Origin of the sequence: Enterobacter cloacae complex sp. 342H5, assembly GCF_050030905.1 — a bacterium.
GTDB lineage: Bacteria > Pseudomonadota > Gammaproteobacteria > Enterobacterales > Enterobacteriaceae > Enterobacter > Enterobacter intestinihominis.
The window spans coordinates 3116310-3132787 of the sequence record NZ_JBLGVB010000001.1 but is presented as its reverse complement, the minus strand read 5'-3'; the positions used below and the strand labels follow the sequence as shown (position 1 = coordinate 3132787).

Here is a 16478-nt window from a genome sequence, read left to right as displayed (position 1 = left end):
CAAATAGCGCGAAGCCAGGCTTAACAGTCACCACGGACCATTTGCAATGGTGAACAATATGACCGACTTAACCGCGCAAGAAGCCGCCTGGCAGACCCGGGATCATCTCGATGACCCCGTCATTGGCGAACTGCGCAACCGTTTTGGGCCGGATGCCTTTACTGTTCAGGCCACCCGCACCGGGGTACCCGTTGTTTGGGTGAAGCGTGAGCAATTACTGGAAGTTGTCGATTTCCTCAAGAAATTGCCAAAACCTTACGTCATGCTGTTTGACTTACACGGCATGGATGAACGTCTGAGAACGCACCGCCAGGGTCTCCCTGCTGCGGATTTTTCCGTTTTCTACCACCTGATCTCAATAGACCGCAACACGGATATCATGCTCAAGGTGGCATTGTCTGAAAACGACATGCATCTGCCGACGATCACCAAACTTTTCCCAAACGCTAACTGGTACGAGCGTGAAACCTGGGAAATGTTCGGCATGACCTTCGACGGCCACCCCCATCTGACGCGCATCATGATGCCGCAGACCTGGACCGGCCACCCGCTGCGTAAAGACTACCCGGCACGCGCCACCGAATTCGACCCGTTTGAGCTGACCAAAGCCAAGCAGGATCTGGAGATGGAAGCGCTGACCTTCAAGCCGGAAGACTGGGGCATGAAGCGCGGCACCGAAAACGAGGACTTCATGTTCCTTAACCTCGGTCCAAACCACCCCTCTGCGCACGGTGCATTCCGTATTATCCTTCAGCTTGACGGCGAAGAGATTGTCGACTGCGTGCCTGACATCGGCTATCACCACCGTGGTGCCGAGAAGATGGGCGAGCGTCAGTCCTGGCACAGCTACATTCCGTATACCGACCGTATCGAATACCTCGGCGGCTGCGTGAACGAAATGCCATACGTGCTGGCCGTTGAGAAACTGGCAGGCATCACCGTCCCGGATCGCGTTAATGTGATTCGCGTGATGCTGTCTGAACTGTTCCGTATTAACAGCCACCTGCTGTACATCTCCACGTTCATTCAGGACGTCGGCGCGATGACGCCGGTCTTCTTCGCCTTTACCGACCGTCAGAAAATCTACGATCTGGTGGAAGCGATTACCGGTTTCCGTATGCACCCGGCCTGGTTCCGCATCGGCGGCGTGGCGCACGATCTGCCGCGCGGCTGGGACCGCCTGCTGCGTGAATTCCTCGACTGGATGCCGAAACGTCTGGCGTCTTACGAGAAAGCCGCGCTGCGTAACTCCATCCTGAAAGGCCGCTCCCAGGGCGTTGCCGCCTACGGCGCGAAAGAGGCGCTGGAGTGGGGAACCACAGGTGCTGGCCTGCGCGCAACCGGTATTGATTTCGACGTGCGTAAAGCCCGTCCTTACTCTGGCTACGAGAACTTCGACTTTGAAGTCCCGGTTGGCGGCGGCGTTTCCGACTGCTACACCCGCGTGATGCTGAAAGTGGAAGAGCTGCGCCAGAGCCTGCGCATCCTTGAGCAGTGCCTCAACAACATGCCGGAAGGCCCGTTCAAGGCGGATCACCCGCTGACGACGCCGCCACCGAAAGAGCGCACGCTGCAACATATCGAAACCCTGATCACCCACTTCTTGCAGGTTTCCTGGGGCCCGGTCATGCCGGCACAAGAATCCTTCCAGATGATTGAAGCGACCAAGGGTATCAACAGCTACTACCTCACCAGCGACGGCAGCACCATGAGCTACCGTACCCGCGTGCGTACGCCAAGCTTTGCGCACCTGCAGCAGATCCCGGCCGCTATTCGCGGCAGTCTGGTCTCCGACCTGATTGTGTATCTGGGTAGTATCGATTTTGTTATGTCAGATGTGGACCGCTAATTATGCACGAGAATCAACAACCACAAACCGAGGCTTTTGAGCTGAGTGAAGCAGAGCGTGCCGCCATTGAGCACGAGATGCACCACTACGAAGACCCGCGTGCGGCGTCCATTGAAGCGCTGAAAATCGTACAGAAACAGCGTGGTTGGGTGCCGGATGGGGCGATCTATGAGATCGCAAAAGTGCTGGGCATTCCGGCAAGTGACGTAGAAGGCGTAGCCACGTTCTACAGCCAGATCTTCCGTCAGCCGGTCGGCCGCCATGTGATCCGCTACTGTGACAGCGTTGTCTGCCACATTACCGGTTATCAGGGCATTCAGGCTGCGATTGAGAAGAAACTTAATATTAAGCCGGGCCAGACCACGTTCGACGGACGCTTTACCCTGCTGCCAACCTGCTGCCTGGGTAACTGCGACAAGGGACCGACCATGATGATTGATGAGGACACTCACAGCCATCTGACGCCGGAAGCGATTCCTGACCTGCTGGAGCAGTACAAATGAAAACTGTAATTCGTACTGCTGAGACGCATCCGCTGACCTGGCGTCTGCGCGATGACAAACAGCCGGTCTGGCTCGACGAATATCAGAGCAAAAACGGCTATGCCGGTGCGCGTAAAGCCCTCGGCGGCATGGCGCCAGACGACATCGTTAATGCGGTGAAAGAGTCTGGCCTGAAAGGGCGCGGCGGTGCGGGCTTCTCCACCGGTCTGAAGTGGAGCCTGATGCCGAAAGATGAATCCATGAACATCCGTTACCTGCTGTGTAACGCCGATGAAATGGAGCCGGGTACCTATAAAGACCGCCTGCTGATGGAACAGCTGCCGCACCTGCTGGTGGAAGGCATGCTGATCTCCGCGTTCGCGCTGAAAGCGTACCGTGGCTACATCTTCCTGCGCGGTGAATACATCGAAGCGGCTGAAAACCTGCGTCGCGCGATTGCCGAAGCCACTGAAGCCGGACTGCTGGGAAAAAACATCCTGGGCACCGGGTTTGACTTCGAGCTGTTCGTGCACAGCGGTGCCGGGCGTTATATCTGCGGTGAAGAAACCGCGCTGATTAACTCCCTGGAAGGCCGCCGCGCGAACCCGCGCTCCAAGCCACCGTTCCCGGCAAGCTCCGGCGTGTGGGGTAAACCGACCTGTGTAAACAACGTCGAAACCCTGTGTAACGTTCCGGCTATCCTTGCGAACGGCGTGGAGTGGTATCAGGGCATCTCATCAAGTAAAGATGCCGGTACCAAGCTGATGGGCTTCTCCGGTCGCGTGAAGAATCCTGGCGTCTGGGAGCTGCCGTTCGGCACCACCGCACGTGAAATTCTTGAAGACTACGCCGGCGGCATGCGCGATGGCCTGAAATTCAAAGCCTGGCAGCCGGGTGGGGCAGGGACAGACTTCTTAACCGAAGCCCACCTTGACCTGCCAATGGAGTTCGAAAGCATTGGTAAAGCAGGCAGCCGTCTGGGTACCGCGCTGGCGATGGCCGTCGACCACGAGATCGGCATGGTATCCCTGGTGCGTAACCTGGAAGAGTTCTTCGCCCGCGAGTCCTGCGGCTGGTGTACACCATGCCGTGACGGTCTGCCGTGGAGCGTGAAGATCCTGCGCGCTATCGAACGTGGCGAAGGCCAGCCTGGCGATATCGAGACACTTGAGCAACTGTGTCGATTCTTAGGGCCAGGAAAAACCTTCTGTGCCCACGCACCGGGTGCCGTCGAGCCGCTGCAGAGCGCGATTAAATATTTCCGCGACGAATTCGAAGCAGGCATCAAGCAGCCGTTCAGCAATACCCATTCTATCAATGGTATTCAGCCGAACCTGCTGAAAGCACGCTGGTAAAAACAGAATTTTGATTAACGCTCGGTTTCGGCCGAGCCAACTGGAAGCATGCTAATGGCTACGATTCATGTAGACGGCAAAGAATACGAAGTCAACGGGGCGGACAACCTGCTGGAAGCTTGTCTGTCTCTTGGCCTCGATATTCCGTACTTTTGCTGGCATCCGGCGCTGGGCAGCGTCGGTGCTTGCCGCCAGTGTGCGGTGAAGCAATATCAAAACGCGGAAGACACGCGTGGTCGACTGGTGATGTCCTGTATGACGCCAGCCACCGAAGGCACTTTTATTTCGATTGATGACGAAGAAGCCAAACAGTTCCGCGAAAGCGTAGTGGAGTGGTTGATGACCAACCACCCACACGACTGTCCGGTGTGTGAGGAGGGTGGTAACTGCCACCTTCAGGATATGACCGTCATGACCGGTCACAGCTTCCGTCGCTATCGCTTTACCAAGCGTACCCACCGAAATCAGGATCTGGGGCCGTTCATCTCTCACGAAATGAACCGCTGCATCGCCTGCTACCGCTGCGTGCGTTACTACAAAGATTATGCAGACGGTCAGGATCTGGGCGTGTATGGCGCGCATGACAACGTTTACTTCGGTCGTCCGGAAGACGGTACGCTTGAAAGCGAATTCTCCGGTAACCTGGTAGAAATCTGCCCGACCGGCGTGTTCACGGATAAAACCCACTCCGAGCGTTACAACCGTAAATGGGACATGCAGTTTGCGCCAAGCATCTGCCAGCAGTGCTCCCTCGGCTGTAACACCAGCCCGGGTGAACGTTACGGTGAACTGCGTCGTATCGAAAACCGTTACAACGGTACCGTTAACCACTACTTCCTCTGCGATCGCGGTCGTTTTGGCTATGGCTATGTGAACCTGAAAGACCGTCCGCGTCAGCCGGTTCAGCGCCGTGGCGACGACGTCATTACCCTCAACGCTGAACAGGCGATGCAGGGCGCGGCAGATATTCTGCGCCAGTCGAAGAAAGTGATCGGCATCGGCTCCCCGCGCGCCAGCATCGAAAGCAACTTCGCGCTGCGTGAGCTGGTTGGGGCGGAAAACTTCTATACCGGTATCGCCCATGGCGAGCAGGAACGTCTGCAACTGGTGCTGAAAGTGCTGCGTGAAGGCGGTGTACACACGCCTGCGCTGCGCGAAATCGAATCCTATGATGCGGTTCTGGTGCTCGGGGAAGACCTGACGCAGACCGGCGCACGCGCGGCTCTGGCGGTTCGTCAGGCGGTGAAGGGTAAAGCACGTGAAATGGCAGCGGCGCAGAAAGTGGCTGACTGGCAGATTGCGGCGATCCTCAACATCGGCCAGCGCGCGAAGCATCCTCTGTTTGTGACTAACGTCGACAACACCCGTCTGGACGATATCGCCGCGTGGACCTACTGCGCACCGGTTGAAGATCAGGCGCGCCTCGGCTTTGCCATTGCCCACGCGCTGGACAGCAACTCGCCGGCCGTTGAACTGGATCGCGACCTGCAGAACAAGGTCGACGTGATTGTTCAGGCGCTGGCGGGGGCGAAGAAACCACTGATCATTTCCGGTACCAACGCCGGTAGCGCTGAAATCATTCAGGCCGCAGCGAACGTTGCCAAAGCCCTGAAGGGCCGTGGCGCTGACGTCGGTGTGACCATGATTGCCCGTGCGGTGAACAGCATCGGACTGGGCATGATTGGCGGCGGCTCGCTGGAAGAAGCGTTAAGCGAACTGGAATCCGGTTCTGCTGATGCGGTGGTAGTGCTGGAAAATGACCTGCATCGCCACGCTTCGGCCGCTCGCGTTGACGCCGCGCTCTCCAAAGCACCGCTGGTGATGGTTATCGACCATCAGCGCACCGCGATCATGGACAAAGCACACCTGGTGCTCTCTGCTGCAAGCTTCGCAGAAAGCGACGGGACGGTGATCAACAACGAAGGCCGCGCACAGCGCTTCTTCCAGGTTTATGACCCGGCCTACTACGACAGCAACACCGTGATGCTGGAAAGCTGGCGCTGGCTGCACTCTCTGCACAGCACCGTGCAGAGCCGTGAAGTGGACTGGACGCAGCTCGACCACGTTATCGACGCGGTTGTTGAGAAACTGCCTCAGTTGGCGGGCATTAAAGACGCCGCGCCTGACGCAAGCTTCCGTATTCGCGGCCAGAAACTGGCGCGTGAGCCGCACCGCTACAGCGGTCGTACTGCGATGCGTGCCAATATCAGCGTGCACGAACCGCGTCAGCCGCAGGATAAAGACACCATGTTCGCCTTCTCGATGGAAGGGAACAACCAGCCGTCTGCGCCGCGTTCGCAAATCCCATTTGCATGGGCACCGGGCTGGAACTCCCCGCAGGCATGGAACAAATTCCAGGCTGAAGTGGGTGGTCATCTGCGCCACGGCGATCCGGGCGTGCGTCTGATTGAAGCCTCCGAAACCGATCTGGACTTCTTCTCTACCGTTCCGGAACGTTTCCAGGCTCAGGAAGGCCACTGGCGTATTGCGCCGTACTACCATCTGTTCGGTAGCGACGAAATGTCCCAGCGTTCTCCGGTATTCCAGCAGCGTATGCCGCAGCCGTACATCAAGCTCAACCCGGCGGATGCCGCGAAGCTTGGCGTTAACGCGGGTGCGAACATTGCCTTTAGCTACGACGGCCAGACAATCAGCCTACCGCTGATTATTTCTGAAAGCCTGTCAGCAGGGCAGGTGGGTCTGCCGATGGGGATGCCTGGCATCGCGCCGGTCCTGGCGGGTGCGCATCTTGATAACCTTCAGGAGGCAAAAGCATGAGTTGGTTAACGCCGGATCTTATCGACATCCTGCTGAGCATTCTGAAAGCGGTCGTCATTCTGCTGGTGGTCGTCACCTGCGGCGCGTTCATGAGCTTTGGTGAACGTCGTCTGCTCGGTCTGTTCCAGAACCGTTACGGACCGAACCGCGTGGGCTGGGGTGGTTCACTCCAGCTGGTGGCGGACATGATCAAGATGTTCTTTAAAGAGGACTGGGTTCCGCGCTTCTCGGACCGCGTGATCTTTACGCTGGCGCCGATGATCGCCTTTACCTCGCTGCTGCTGGCGTTTGCTATCGTTCCCGTCAGCCCGACCTGGGTGGTGGCTGACCTGAACATCGGCATTCTGTTCTTCCTGATGATGGCAGGCCTCGCGGTGTACGCGGTGCTGTTCGCAGGCTGGTCCAGTAACAACAAATACTCGCTGCTGGGTGCGATGCGTGCTTCCGCGCAGACGCTGAGCTACGAAGTGTTCCTGGGACTCTCCCTGATGGGCGTGGTGGCGCAGGCCGGTTCATTCAACATGACCGACATCGTCAACAACCAGGCCGACATCTGGAACGTTATCCCGCAGTTCTTTGGTTTTGTGACCTTTGCTATCGCGGGCGTGGCGGTGTGTCACCGTCACCCGTTTGACCAGCCAGAAGCCGAACAGGAACTGGCCGACGGTTACCACATTGAATATTCCGGTATGAAATTCGGTCTGTTCTTCGTGGGCGAGTACATCGGTATCGTCACCATTTCCGCGTTGATGGTAACGCTGTTCTTTGGTGGCTGGCATGGCCCGTTCTTACCGCCGTTCATCTGGTTCGCGCTGAAAACCGCGTTCTTCATGATGATGTTCATTTTGATTCGTGCGTCCTTACCGCGTCCGCGTTATGACCAGGTAATGTCCTTCGGCTGGAAAGTGTGCCTGCCGCTGACGCTCGTCAACTTGTTGGTAACGGCGGCTGTCATTCTCTGGCAGCAGCCATAAGGGGCTTTGAGATCATGACCTTAAAAGAATTACTCGTAGGCTTTGGCACCCAGGTACGCAGTATCTGGATGATCGGCCTGCACGCGTTTGCCAAACGCGAAACCCGGATGTATCCGGAAGAGCCGGTATATCTGCCGCCGCGCTACCGTGGCCGTATCGTGCTGACGCGCGACCCGGACGGCTCCGAGCGCTGCGTAGCCTGTAACCTGTGTGCGGTAGCGTGTCCGGTAGGCTGTATCTCTCTGCAGAAAGCCGAGACGGTAGACGGCCGCTGGTACCCTGAGTTCTTCCGCATCAACTTCTCACGCTGCATTTTCTGCGGTCTGTGTGAAGAAGCGTGCCCAACCACGGCGATTCAGCTGACTCCAGACTTCGAGCTGGGTGAGTACAAGCGTCAGGACCTGGTGTACGAGAAAGAGGATCTGCTGATTTCCGGTCCGGGCAAATACCCGGAATATAACTTCTACCGGATGGCGGGTATGGCAATCGACGGCAAAGATAAGGGCGAAGCAGAGAACGAAGCTAAGCCTATCGACGTCAAGAGCCTGTTACCGTAAGGAGAGGGCAATGGAATTCGCTTTTTATATCTGTGGCCTTATCGCCATCCTGGCTACGCTGCGAGTGATCACGCACACCAATCCGGTGCATGCGTTGCTGTATTTAATCATTTCGCTGCTGGCTATTTCCGGGGTGTTCTTTGCGCTGGGCGCGCATTTTGCCGGTGCGCTGGAAATTATCGTCTACGCGGGTGCCATTATGGTGCTGTTCGTGTTCGTGGTGATGATGCTCAACCTGGGCGGCTCTGAAATTGAGCAGGAACGTCAATGGTTAAAACCGCAGGTGTGGATTGGCCCGGCAATTTTGTCGGCCGTCATGCTGGTGGTGATTGTTTACGCTATTCTGGGCGTTAACGACCAGGGCATTGACGGCACGCCAATCAGCGCCAAGGCTGTTGGTATTGCGCTGTTTGGTCCGTACGTTCTGGCGGTTGAACTGGCCTCTATGCTGCTGCTGGCGGGCCTGGTTGTTGCCTTCCACGTCGGTCGCGAAGAACGTGTTGGTGAGGTGCTGAGCAACCGCACTGATGACCGTGCGAAAAGAAAAACGGAGGAGCGCGCATGATCCCCTTAACACATGGACTGATCCTCGCTGCGATTTTGTTCGTTCTGGGCTTAACCGGTCTGGTTATCCGCCGCAATCTGCTGTTTATGCTGATCGGTCTGGAAATCATGATCAACGCTTCCGCGCTGGCCTTTGTGGTCGCCGGCAGCTACTGGGGCCAGGCCGACGGTCAGGTGATGTACATTCTCGCCATCAGCCTCGCGGCTGCCGAAGCGAGTATTGGCCTGGCGCTGTTGCTGCAGCTCCATCGTCGCCGCCAGAACCTGAACATCGATTCAGTAAGTGAGTTGCGTGGATGAACATGCTTGCCTTAACCATTATTTTTCCGCTGATTGGCTTCGTGCTGCTGGCATTTTCTCGCGGCCGCTGGTCTGAGAATCTGTCTGCCACCGTGGGCATTGGCTCAATCGGTCTGGCTGCGCTGGTGACAGCGTATGCGGGTATCGATTTCTTTAACAATGGACGTCAGGCCTATAGCGTGCCGCTGTGGAACTGGATGTCGGTCGGTAACTTCAACATCGGTTTCAACCTGGTGCTGGATGGTCTGTCTCTGACCATGCTCTCCGTGGTCACCGGCGTCGGCTTCCTGATCCACATGTTCGCCTCCTGGTATATGCGCGGTGAAGAGGGATACTCCCGCTTCTTCGCCTACACCAACCTGTTTATCGCCAGCATGGTGGTTCTGGTGCTGGCCGATAACCTGCTGCTGATGTATCTGGGCTGGGAAGGCGTGGGTCTGTGCTCTTACCTGCTGATCGGTTTCTACTACACCGATCCGAAGAATGGCGCAGCGGCCATGAAAGCGTTCGTCGTGACCCGTGTGGGTGACGTCTTCCTCGCTTTCGCGCTGTTCATTCTCTACAACGAACTGGGCACGCTGAACTTCCGCGAAATGGTGGAACTGGCGCCAGCGCACTTCGAAGCAGGCAACAACATGCTGTGGTGGGCAACGCTGATGCTGCTGGGTGGTGCTGTGGGTAAATCCGCACAGCTGCCGTTGCAGACATGGCTTGCCGACGCGATGGCGGGTCCAACCCCTGTCTCCGCGCTGATCCACGCCGCGACCATGGTCACCGCCGGTGTCTACCTGATTGCGCGTACCCATGGCCTGTTCCTGATGACCCCGGAAATTCTGCATCTGGTGGGTATCGTCGGTGCGGTTACGCTGGTGCTGGCAGGCTTTGCCGCACTGGTGCAGACCGACATCAAACGCGTTCTCGCGTACTCCACCATGAGCCAGATTGGTTACATGTTCCTGGCGCTGGGCGTTCAGGCGTGGGACGCAGCCATTTTCCACCTGATGACGCACGCGTTCTTTAAAGCGCTGCTGTTCCTCTCATCCGGTTCGGTGATCCTGGCCTGCCACCACGAGCAGAATATCTTCAAAATGGGCGGACTGCGTAAGTCCATCCCGCTGGTCTATATCTGCTTCCTGGTAGGCGGCGCGGCGCTGGCGGCACTGCCGCTGATTACCGCAGGCTTCTTCAGTAAGGATGAAATCCTGGCGGGCGCCATGGCAAATGGTCATATCAATCTGATGGTTGCGGGTCTGGTCGGTGCGTTTATGACCTCCCTGTACACCTTCCGTATGATTTTCATCGTCTTCCACGGTAAAGAACAAATTCACGCCCACGCAGGGAAGGGGATTACCCACCACCTGCCGCTGATTGTGCTGCTGGTACTCTCCACCTTCGTTGGCGCGATGATTGTGCCACCGTTGCAGGGCGTACTGCCGGCAACAACCGAGCTTGAGCACGGTCGCGTTCTGACGCTTGAAATCACCTCCGGCGTTGTGGCTATCGCGGGCATCCTGATTGCCGCATGGCTGTGGCTGGGCAAACGCACGCTGGTGACTGCCGTTGCCAACAGCGCGCCGGGCCGTCTGCTGGGCACCTGGTGGTACAACGCATGGGGCTTCGACTGGCTGTACGACATGATCTTCGTGAAGCCGTTCCTGGGCATTGCGTGGCTGTTGAAGCGCGATCCGCTGAACAGCCTGATGAATATCCCGGCGATCCTCTCTCGCTTTGCAGGTAAAGGCCTGCTGTACAGCGAGAACGGCTATCTGCGCTGGTATGTGGCATCCATGAGCATCGGTGCGGTTGTCGTGCTGGCGCTGCTGATGGTGTTGCGATAGTGGTTTTTGCCCGGTGGCGCTGCGCTTACCGGGCCTACGAGACCGTAGGTCGGGTAAGCGTGAGCGTCACCCGACACCACAAACCGCACTAACACGTGAATTTTGTCGAATTCGTTGAAAATCGGTCCCTGAGGGACTTTAACAAGGAATAAAAATCGCCATGTTATTACCCTGGCTAATATTAATTCCCTTCATCGGCGGCTTCCTGTGCTGGCAGACTGAACGCTTTGGCGTGAAGATGCCGCGCTGGATCGCGCTGATCACCATGGGATTGACGCTCGCGCTTGGCCTGCAACTGTGGTTGCAGGGTGGCTACTCATTGACCCAGTCTGCGGGCCTTCCGCAGTGGCAATCTGAGTTCATTCTGCCGTGGATCCCACGTTTCGGTATCACGATCCACCTTGCGATTGACGGTCTGTCGCTGCTGATGGTCGTGCTGACCGGTCTGCTCGGCGTTCTGGCGGTACTCTGCTCCTGGCGAGAAATCGAAAAATACCAGGGCTTCTTCCACCTGAACCTGATGTGGATCCTGGGCGGCGTTATCGGCGTGTTCCTGGCCATCGACATGTTCCTGTTCTTCTTCTTCTGGGAGATGATGCTGGTGCCGATGTACTTCCTGATCGCGCTGTGGGGCCACAAGGCATCCGACGGTAAAACGCGTATCACGGCGGCCACCAAGTTCTTCATCTACACCCAGGCGAGTGGTCTGGTGATGTTGATTGCCATCCTGGCGCTGGTGTTTGTGCATTACAACGCCACCGGCGTCTGGACCTTCAACTATGAAGATCTGCTGAAGACCCCGATGTCCCACGGTGTGGAATACCTGCTGATGCTCGGCTTCTTCATCGCCTTCGCGGTGAAAATGCCGGTGGTTCCGCTGCACGGCTGGCTGCCGGACGCGCACTCTCAGGCGCCAACGGCGGGTTCCGTTGACCTGGCGGGTATCTTGCTGAAAACGGCGGCCTACGGTCTGCTGCGTTTCTCCCTGCCGCTGTTCCCGAACGCCTCCGCAGAGTTTGCGCCGATTGCCATGTGGCTTGGCGTGATCGGTATCTTCTACGGTGCATGGATGGCCTTCACGCAGTACGACATCAAACGTCTGATTGCTTACACCTCCGTTTCCCACATGGGCTTCGTACTGATTGCCATCTACACTGGCAGCCAGCTGGCGTACCAGGGCGCGGTGATCCAGATGATTGCGCACGGTCTGTCCGCAGCCGGTCTCTTCATCCTGTGCGGTCAGCTGTACGAACGTCTGCATACCCGCGACATGCGTATGATGGGCGGCCTGTGGGGCAAAATGAAATGGCTGCCTGCACTCTCCATGTTCTTCGCGGTTGCCACCCTGGGTATGCCAGGTACCGGTAACTTCGTTGGCGAATTTATGATTCTGTTCGGCAGCTTCAAAGTGGTTCCGATGATTACCGTCATCTCCACCTTTGGTCTGGTGTTCGCCTCCGTGTACTCGCTGGCGATGCTGCACCGCGCCTACTTCGGTAAAGCGAAGAGCGAAATTGCTGCTAAAGAACTGCCGGGGATGTCGCTGCGTGAGCTGTCCATCATCCTGCTGCTGGTCGTACTGCTGGTGCTGCTGGGCTTCTATCCGCAGCCGATTCTGGATACCTCGCACTCCGCGATGGGTAACATCCAGCAGTGGTTTGTTAATTCTGCTTCTACTACAAGGCCGTAATTCGCCATGACAATAACTCCACAACAACTGATCGCGCTGCTACCGCTGCTGATCGTCGGATTGACGGTGGTGGTTGTGATGCTCTCCATTGCGTGGCGACGCAATCACTTCCTGAATGCGACCCTGTCCGTTCTGGGTCTGAACGCTGCGTTAGTCTCCCTCTGGTTTGTTGGCCAGGCGGGCGCAATGGACGTCACGCCGCTGATGCGCGTTGACGGCTACGCCATGCTCTACACCGGTCTGGTGCTGCTGGCGAGCCTGGCAACCTGTACCTTTGCGTACCCGTGGCTCGAAGGGTATAACGACAACAAAGAAGAGTTTTACCTGCTGGTACTGATTGCCGCGCTCGGCGGCATTCTGCTGGCGAACGCGAACCACATGGCCGCGCTGTTCCTCGGTATTGAGCTGATCTCACTGCCGCTGTTCGGCCTGATTGGTTACGCTTTCCGTCAGAAGCGCTCTCTGGAAGCGGCGATCAAGTACACCATCTTGTCCGCTGCTGCGTCGTCGTTCCTGCTGTTCGGTATCGCGCTGCTGTATGCACAGACGGGTAACCTCTCCTTCCTGGCGCTCGGTAAGAGCCTCGGCGACGGTATGATGCACGAGCCGCTGCTGCTGGCGGGTCTGGGCATGATGATTGTAGGCCTTGGCTTTAAACTCTCTCTGGTTCCGTTCCACCTGTGGACGCCAGACGTTTATCAGGGTGCGCCAGCGCCGGTCTCTACCTTCCTGGCGACGGCGAGTAAAATCGCTATCTTTGGCGTGGTCATGCGTCTGTTCCTGTACGCCCCGGTGGGTGACAGCGAAGCGGTTCGCGTGGTGCTGGGCATTATCGCGTTCGTCTCCATCATCTTCGGTAACCTGATGGCGCTGAGCCAGACCAACATTAAGCGTCTGCTGGGCTACTCCTCTATCTCCCATCTGGGCTACCTGCTGGTGGCGCTGATTGCGCTGCAAAGCGGTGAGATGTCGATGGAAACCGTGGGTGTGTATCTGGCCGGTTACCTGTTCAGCAGCCTCGGCGCGTTCGGCGTGGTGAGCCTGATGTCCAGCCCGTACCGTGGGCCGGATGCAGATTCCCTGTTCTCCTACCGTGGTCTGTTCTGGCACCGTCCGATTCTGTCTGCGGTAATGACCGTGATGATGCTCTCTCTGGCGGGTATCCCGATGACGCTGGGCTTTATCGGTAAGTTCTACGTGCTGGCCGTCGGTGTGCAGGCGGGTCTGTGGTGGCTGACTGCCGGTGTCGTTATCGGCTCCGCGATTGGTCTTTACTACTACCTGCGTGTGGCTGTGAGCCTGTACCTGAGCGCGCCTCAGCAGCTCAACCGTGATGCGCCGTCCAACTGGCAGTACAGCGCCGGGGGGATCGTGGTGCTGATCTCCGCGCTTCTGGTGCTAATCTTCGGTATCTATCCGCAGCCGCTGATTGAGATTGTGCAGCGCGCGATGCCGCTGATGTAAAAGCAAAAAACCCGCCTCGGCGGGTTTTTTATTGCCCAGCGGCGCTACGCTTGCAGGGCCTACAGGTCTTGTAGGTCGGGTAAGCGAAGCGCCACCCGACTAAGCTAACTGCTTCCTGCTTATAAGCGGCCCGTCAATCTTCTTCATCGAGCGGTCCAGCACCTCTTCAATCACCGACGACAGCTCATTCAGCTCAAACTTCGCCACATAGCCGTCAGCCTTCACTTTGCGTATATGATCTTCGTTCGCGTTGCCGGAAAGAGACGAGTGGATCACCACCGGAATATCTTTCAGTACTGGATCAGTTTTGATTTTGCGCGTCAGCGTAAAGCCGTCCATCTCCGGCATTTCAAGGTCGGTTAATACCAGGGCTATCTTATCGGTAACGGGGACGCCCTCAGCCTGAGCCTGCGCGGCCAGCTGAGTGATTTTCTCCCATGCGTCTTTGCCGGTGATATGCAGCTGAGCCGGGATCTCCATTGCCTGCAATCCCTTCTCCAGCATTGAGCGCGCTACTTTCGAGTCTTCAGCAACAATCGCGACAGAGCCAGGCTTGATGTTGAATTTGGTGGTTTCCAGATGGGTGGCGTGCAGATCGTGGTTCGCCGGGGTGATGTCATACAGGATCTGCTCCACGTCGAGCACCATTGCCAGATCGTTGGTATCGGTCTTATCGTCCAGACAGGCAATGCTGGTGATGTAGCGACCGCTGACGGCGGTTTCCGCGGCGTGCACCTGCTTCCAGTCGAGACGCATGATGTTCTCCACCGATTCCACGGCAAACGCCTGCACGCTGCGGGCATATTCGGTGATCAGCAAAATGTTTAGCCCGGTGGCTGGCTTGCAGCCGGCGACGGCGGCCAGATCGATCACCGGGATCACCTGGTCGCGAATATTTACCATCCCCATCAGCGGAGACTTCATTCCCGCTGGTTTGGTGAAGGTCGGCATCGGCACAATTTCGCGCAGTTTGAACACGTTGATGCCGAACAGCTCGGATTTATTTTCGTTCAGAGAGGTGCCAAGACGGAACAGCAACAGTTCAAAACGGTTGGACTGGGTCAGGTTCGCCCTGTCATCAATATCTTTCTGGAAATTATCCATTCTACCCTCAAGAGAAATGCTGGCCTTTTAATCGTTATCGGCACCCTGAGGGAAAAATGAAGGACTAAACGCTGACCTGAGCAAAATCTTCCGCCAGCTCGCATGCCGGGAACACCTCCCGACACTCTGCCAGCAGGCTTTCACAGCCGCGGACGTCATAGCGTGAGCTGACGTGAGTGACAATCAGTTTCCGGACGCCAGCCTCGCGCGCCAGCTGCGCAGCCTGACGCGTTGAGCTGTGCCCCCGGCTATTGGCTTTTTCTTCCATCGCCGCTTCCAGCGTTGCCTCATGCACCATCACATCCACACCCCCGGCAAGCCGGAGCGCCGAAGGGCAGGGGGCGGTATCCCCAAAAATAGCCAGTTTTTTGCCCGGCTGCGGCGGCGCAAGGTAATCCTGACCGTTGATGACGCGCCCGTCTTCCAGCGTGACGGTCTCGCCGTGCTTCAGACGCTGGAACAGCGGGCCAGGTTTCACCCCATCGGCCTGCAACGCGGCGGCGTTCAGCGCGCCGGGCTTGTCATGCTCCTCAACGCGATAGCCGTAGCATTCCACCGGATGGTTAAGCGGGTAAGCGCGCACCTGGTAATCTCCGTCGTCGAACACCAGACCTTCGCCGATCTCAACCACCTCCAGCGGATAATCGGTCCACGAGCCGCTCAGGCGCAGCGTGGTCTCAACGAATGCCTGAATACCCGCAGGGCCATAAATGGTCAGCGGGTTAGCGTTACCGGCCATCGAACGGCTACACAGCAGGCCCGGCAGGCCAAACAGATGGTCGCCGTGCAGATGGGTGATAAATATTTTATCCACTTTCCCCGGGTGGTATGAGGTATGCAGCAACTGATGCTGCGTACCTTCGCCGCAGTCAAACAGCCACAGCCCGCCGCGGGTAGGATGCTTAAGATCCAGCAGAATCGCCGTCACGTTGCGTGAGCGGGTTGGCACGCCCGCGGACGTACCCAGAAAAATCAGTTCCATAACGCAATCAGCCCTTTGCCGAATGGGAAGGGGTTTAGTATAACGTGATGAACCCCAGGAAGGAGAAACACATGATCCAGTGGCAAGATCTACACCACAGCGAACTGACTATTCAGTCACTCTACGCCCTGCTCAAACTGCGCTGCGAAGTTTTTGTGGTTGAACAAACCTGCCCGTATCAGGATATCGACGGCGATGACCTGGTCGGCGAGAACCGGCACATCCTCGGCTGGCGCGATAACGAGCTGGTGGCGTATGCGAGGATTCTGAAAAGCGAAGAGGATTTTGACCCTGTCGTCATTGGCCGCGTCATTATCAGCGGAAGCGCGCGCGGTGAAAAGCTGGGCTATCAGCTGATGGAAAAAACGCTGGACGCATGCCTGAAACGGTGGCCAGACAAGGCGTTATACCTGGGCGCGCAGGCGCATTTGCAATCATTCTATGGCCATTTTGGTTTTACCCCGGTCACGGACATTTACGATGAAGATGGCATCCCACACATCGGTATGGCGCGCGAAGCGAAACAGGCGCAATAGCGAGA

At 57.3% G+C, this 16478-nt stretch carries 14 protein-coding genes; 12 read left to right on the top strand and 2 right to left on the bottom strand.

Annotated features, from left to right (window positions below; translation table 11 throughout):
- Positions 1–46 precede the first annotated feature (46 nt).
- The 11 genes from nuoC to nuoN all read left to right on the top strand — a co-directional run bounded on the left by nuoC (position 47) and on the right by nuoN (position 13851).
- Entirely contained in the window at positions 47–1849 is a 1803-nt protein-coding gene (nuoC, locus tag ACQG03_RS14895; RefSeq protein ID WP_003861484.1) for an NADH-quinone oxidoreductase subunit C/D, read from the top strand.
- 2 nt (positions 1850–1851) lie between these two features.
- Positions 1852–2352, top strand: coding sequence for an NADH-quinone oxidoreductase subunit NuoE (gene nuoE / locus ACQG03_RS14890; RefSeq protein ID WP_006176513.1), 501 nt, complete (start codon positions 1852–1854; stop codon positions 2350–2352).
- A complete protein-coding gene (nuoF, locus tag ACQG03_RS14885) occupies positions 2349–3686 on the top strand; it encodes an NADH-quinone oxidoreductase subunit NuoF (protein ID WP_063163615.1) in 1338 nt (445 codons plus the stop codon). The genes nuoE and nuoF overlap by 4 nt, the downstream gene beginning before the upstream one ends.
- A gap of 54 nt (positions 3687–3740) precedes the next feature.
- Positions 3741–6464, top strand: a complete 2724-nt coding sequence (nuoG, locus tag ACQG03_RS14880; RefSeq protein ID WP_023300626.1) for an NADH-quinone oxidoreductase subunit NuoG — start codon at positions 3741–3743, stop codon at positions 6462–6464.
- Positions 6461–7438, top strand: a complete 978-nt coding sequence (gene nuoH, locus ACQG03_RS14875; RefSeq protein ID WP_022648828.1) for an NADH-quinone oxidoreductase subunit NuoH — start codon at positions 6461–6463, stop codon at positions 7436–7438. Before nuoG ends, nuoH begins: the two co-directional genes overlap by 4 nt.
- 14 nt (positions 7439–7452) lie before the next feature.
- Positions 7453–7995, top strand: a complete 543-nt coding sequence (gene nuoI, locus ACQG03_RS14870) for an NADH-quinone oxidoreductase subunit NuoI (RefSeq protein ID WP_003861491.1) — start codon at positions 7453–7455, stop codon at positions 7993–7995.
- A gap of 10 nt (positions 7996–8005) precedes the next feature.
- Positions 8006–8560, top strand: coding sequence for an NADH-quinone oxidoreductase subunit J (nuoJ, locus tag ACQG03_RS14865; protein ID WP_063146681.1), 555 nt, complete (start codon positions 8006–8008; stop codon positions 8558–8560).
- Complete coding sequence (nuoK, locus tag ACQG03_RS14860; RefSeq protein WP_006176506.1) at positions 8557–8859, top strand: NADH-quinone oxidoreductase subunit NuoK; 303 nt, start codon at positions 8557–8559, stop codon at positions 8857–8859. Before nuoJ ends, nuoK begins: the two co-directional genes overlap by 4 nt.
- Positions 8856–10697: an NADH-quinone oxidoreductase subunit L gene (gene nuoL, locus ACQG03_RS14855; protein ID WP_023300625.1), complete on the top strand. Its 1842-nt coding sequence runs from the start codon at positions 8856–8858 to the stop codon at positions 10695–10697. Before nuoK ends, nuoL begins: the two co-directional genes overlap by 4 nt.
- Positions 10698–10857: 160 nt before the next feature.
- Positions 10858–12387, top strand: coding sequence for an NADH-quinone oxidoreductase subunit M (gene nuoM, locus ACQG03_RS14850; RefSeq protein WP_023300624.1), 1530 nt, complete (start codon positions 10858–10860; stop codon positions 12385–12387).
- A gap of 6 nt (positions 12388–12393) precedes the next feature.
- Entirely contained in the window at positions 12394–13851 is a 1458-nt protein-coding gene (nuoN, locus tag ACQG03_RS14845; protein WP_022648825.1) for an NADH-quinone oxidoreductase subunit NuoN, read from the top strand.
- A gap of 99 nt (positions 13852–13950) precedes the next feature.
- Here the strand turns inward: nuoN and ACQG03_RS14840 are convergent, their stop codons facing one another.
- Complete coding sequence (locus tag ACQG03_RS14840; RefSeq protein WP_023306639.1) at positions 13951–14955, bottom strand: chemotaxis protein; 1005 nt, start codon at positions 14953–14955, stop codon at positions 13951–13953.
- Positions 14956–15019: 64 nt separating this feature from the next.
- Positions 15020–15937 (bottom strand): ribonuclease BN, encoded by a 918-nt coding sequence (gene rbn / locus ACQG03_RS14835; RefSeq protein ID WP_022648823.1) that lies wholly within the window; start codon positions 15935–15937, stop codon positions 15020–15022.
- Positions 15938–16008: 71 nt separating this feature from the next.
- Between rbn and ACQG03_RS14830 the strand changes: the two genes are divergently transcribed.
- Positions 16009–16473 carry a GNAT family N-acetyltransferase gene (locus tag ACQG03_RS14830; protein WP_023300622.1) on the top strand — a complete coding sequence of 155 codons (465 nt, stop codon included), beginning with the start codon at positions 16009–16011 and terminating at the stop codon, positions 16471–16473.
- Positions 16474–16478 lie beyond the last annotated feature (5 nt).

Bases quoted from the DNA above. Each gene is read 5' to 3' on its own strand.
- nuoJ (WP_063146681.1), top strand. From the start codon at position 8,006: ATGGAATTCGCTTTTTATATCTGTGGCCTTATCGCCATCCTGGCTACG.
- nuoN (WP_022648825.1), top strand. From the start codon at position 12,394: ATGACAATAACTCCACAACAACTGATCGCGCTGCTACCGCTGCTGATC.
- rbn (WP_022648823.1), bottom strand. From the start codon at position 15,937: ATGGAACTGATTTTTCTGGGTACGTCCGCGGGCGTGCCAACCCGCTCA.
- ACQG03_RS14830 (WP_023300622.1), top strand. From the start codon at position 16,009: ATGATCCAGTGGCAAGATCTACACCACAGCGAACTGACTATTCAGTCA.
- ACQG03_RS14840 (WP_023306639.1), bottom strand. From the start codon at position 14,955: ATGGATAATTTCCAGAAAGATATTGATGACAGGGCGAACCTGACCCAG.
- nuoL (WP_023300625.1), top strand. From the start codon at position 8,856: ATGAACATGCTTGCCTTAACCATTATTTTTCCGCTGATTGGCTTCGTG.
- nuoE (WP_006176513.1), top strand. From the start codon at position 1,852: ATGCACGAGAATCAACAACCACAAACCGAGGCTTTTGAGCTGAGTGAA.
- nuoI (WP_003861491.1), top strand. From the start codon at position 7,453: ATGACCTTAAAAGAATTACTCGTAGGCTTTGGCACCCAGGTACGCAGT.
- nuoC (WP_003861484.1), top strand. From the start codon at position 47: ATGGTGAACAATATGACCGACTTAACCGCGCAAGAAGCCGCCTGGCAG.
- nuoG (WP_023300626.1), top strand. From the start codon at position 3,741: ATGGCTACGATTCATGTAGACGGCAAAGAATACGAAGTCAACGGGGCG.
- nuoM (WP_023300624.1), top strand. From the start codon at position 10,858: ATGTTATTACCCTGGCTAATATTAATTCCCTTCATCGGCGGCTTCCTG.
- nuoK (WP_006176506.1), top strand. From the start codon at position 8,557: ATGATCCCCTTAACACATGGACTGATCCTCGCTGCGATTTTGTTCGTT.
- nuoH (WP_022648828.1), top strand. From the start codon at position 6,461: ATGAGTTGGTTAACGCCGGATCTTATCGACATCCTGCTGAGCATTCTG.
- nuoF (WP_063163615.1), top strand. From the start codon at position 2,349: ATGAAAACTGTAATTCGTACTGCTGAGACGCATCCGCTGACCTGGCGT.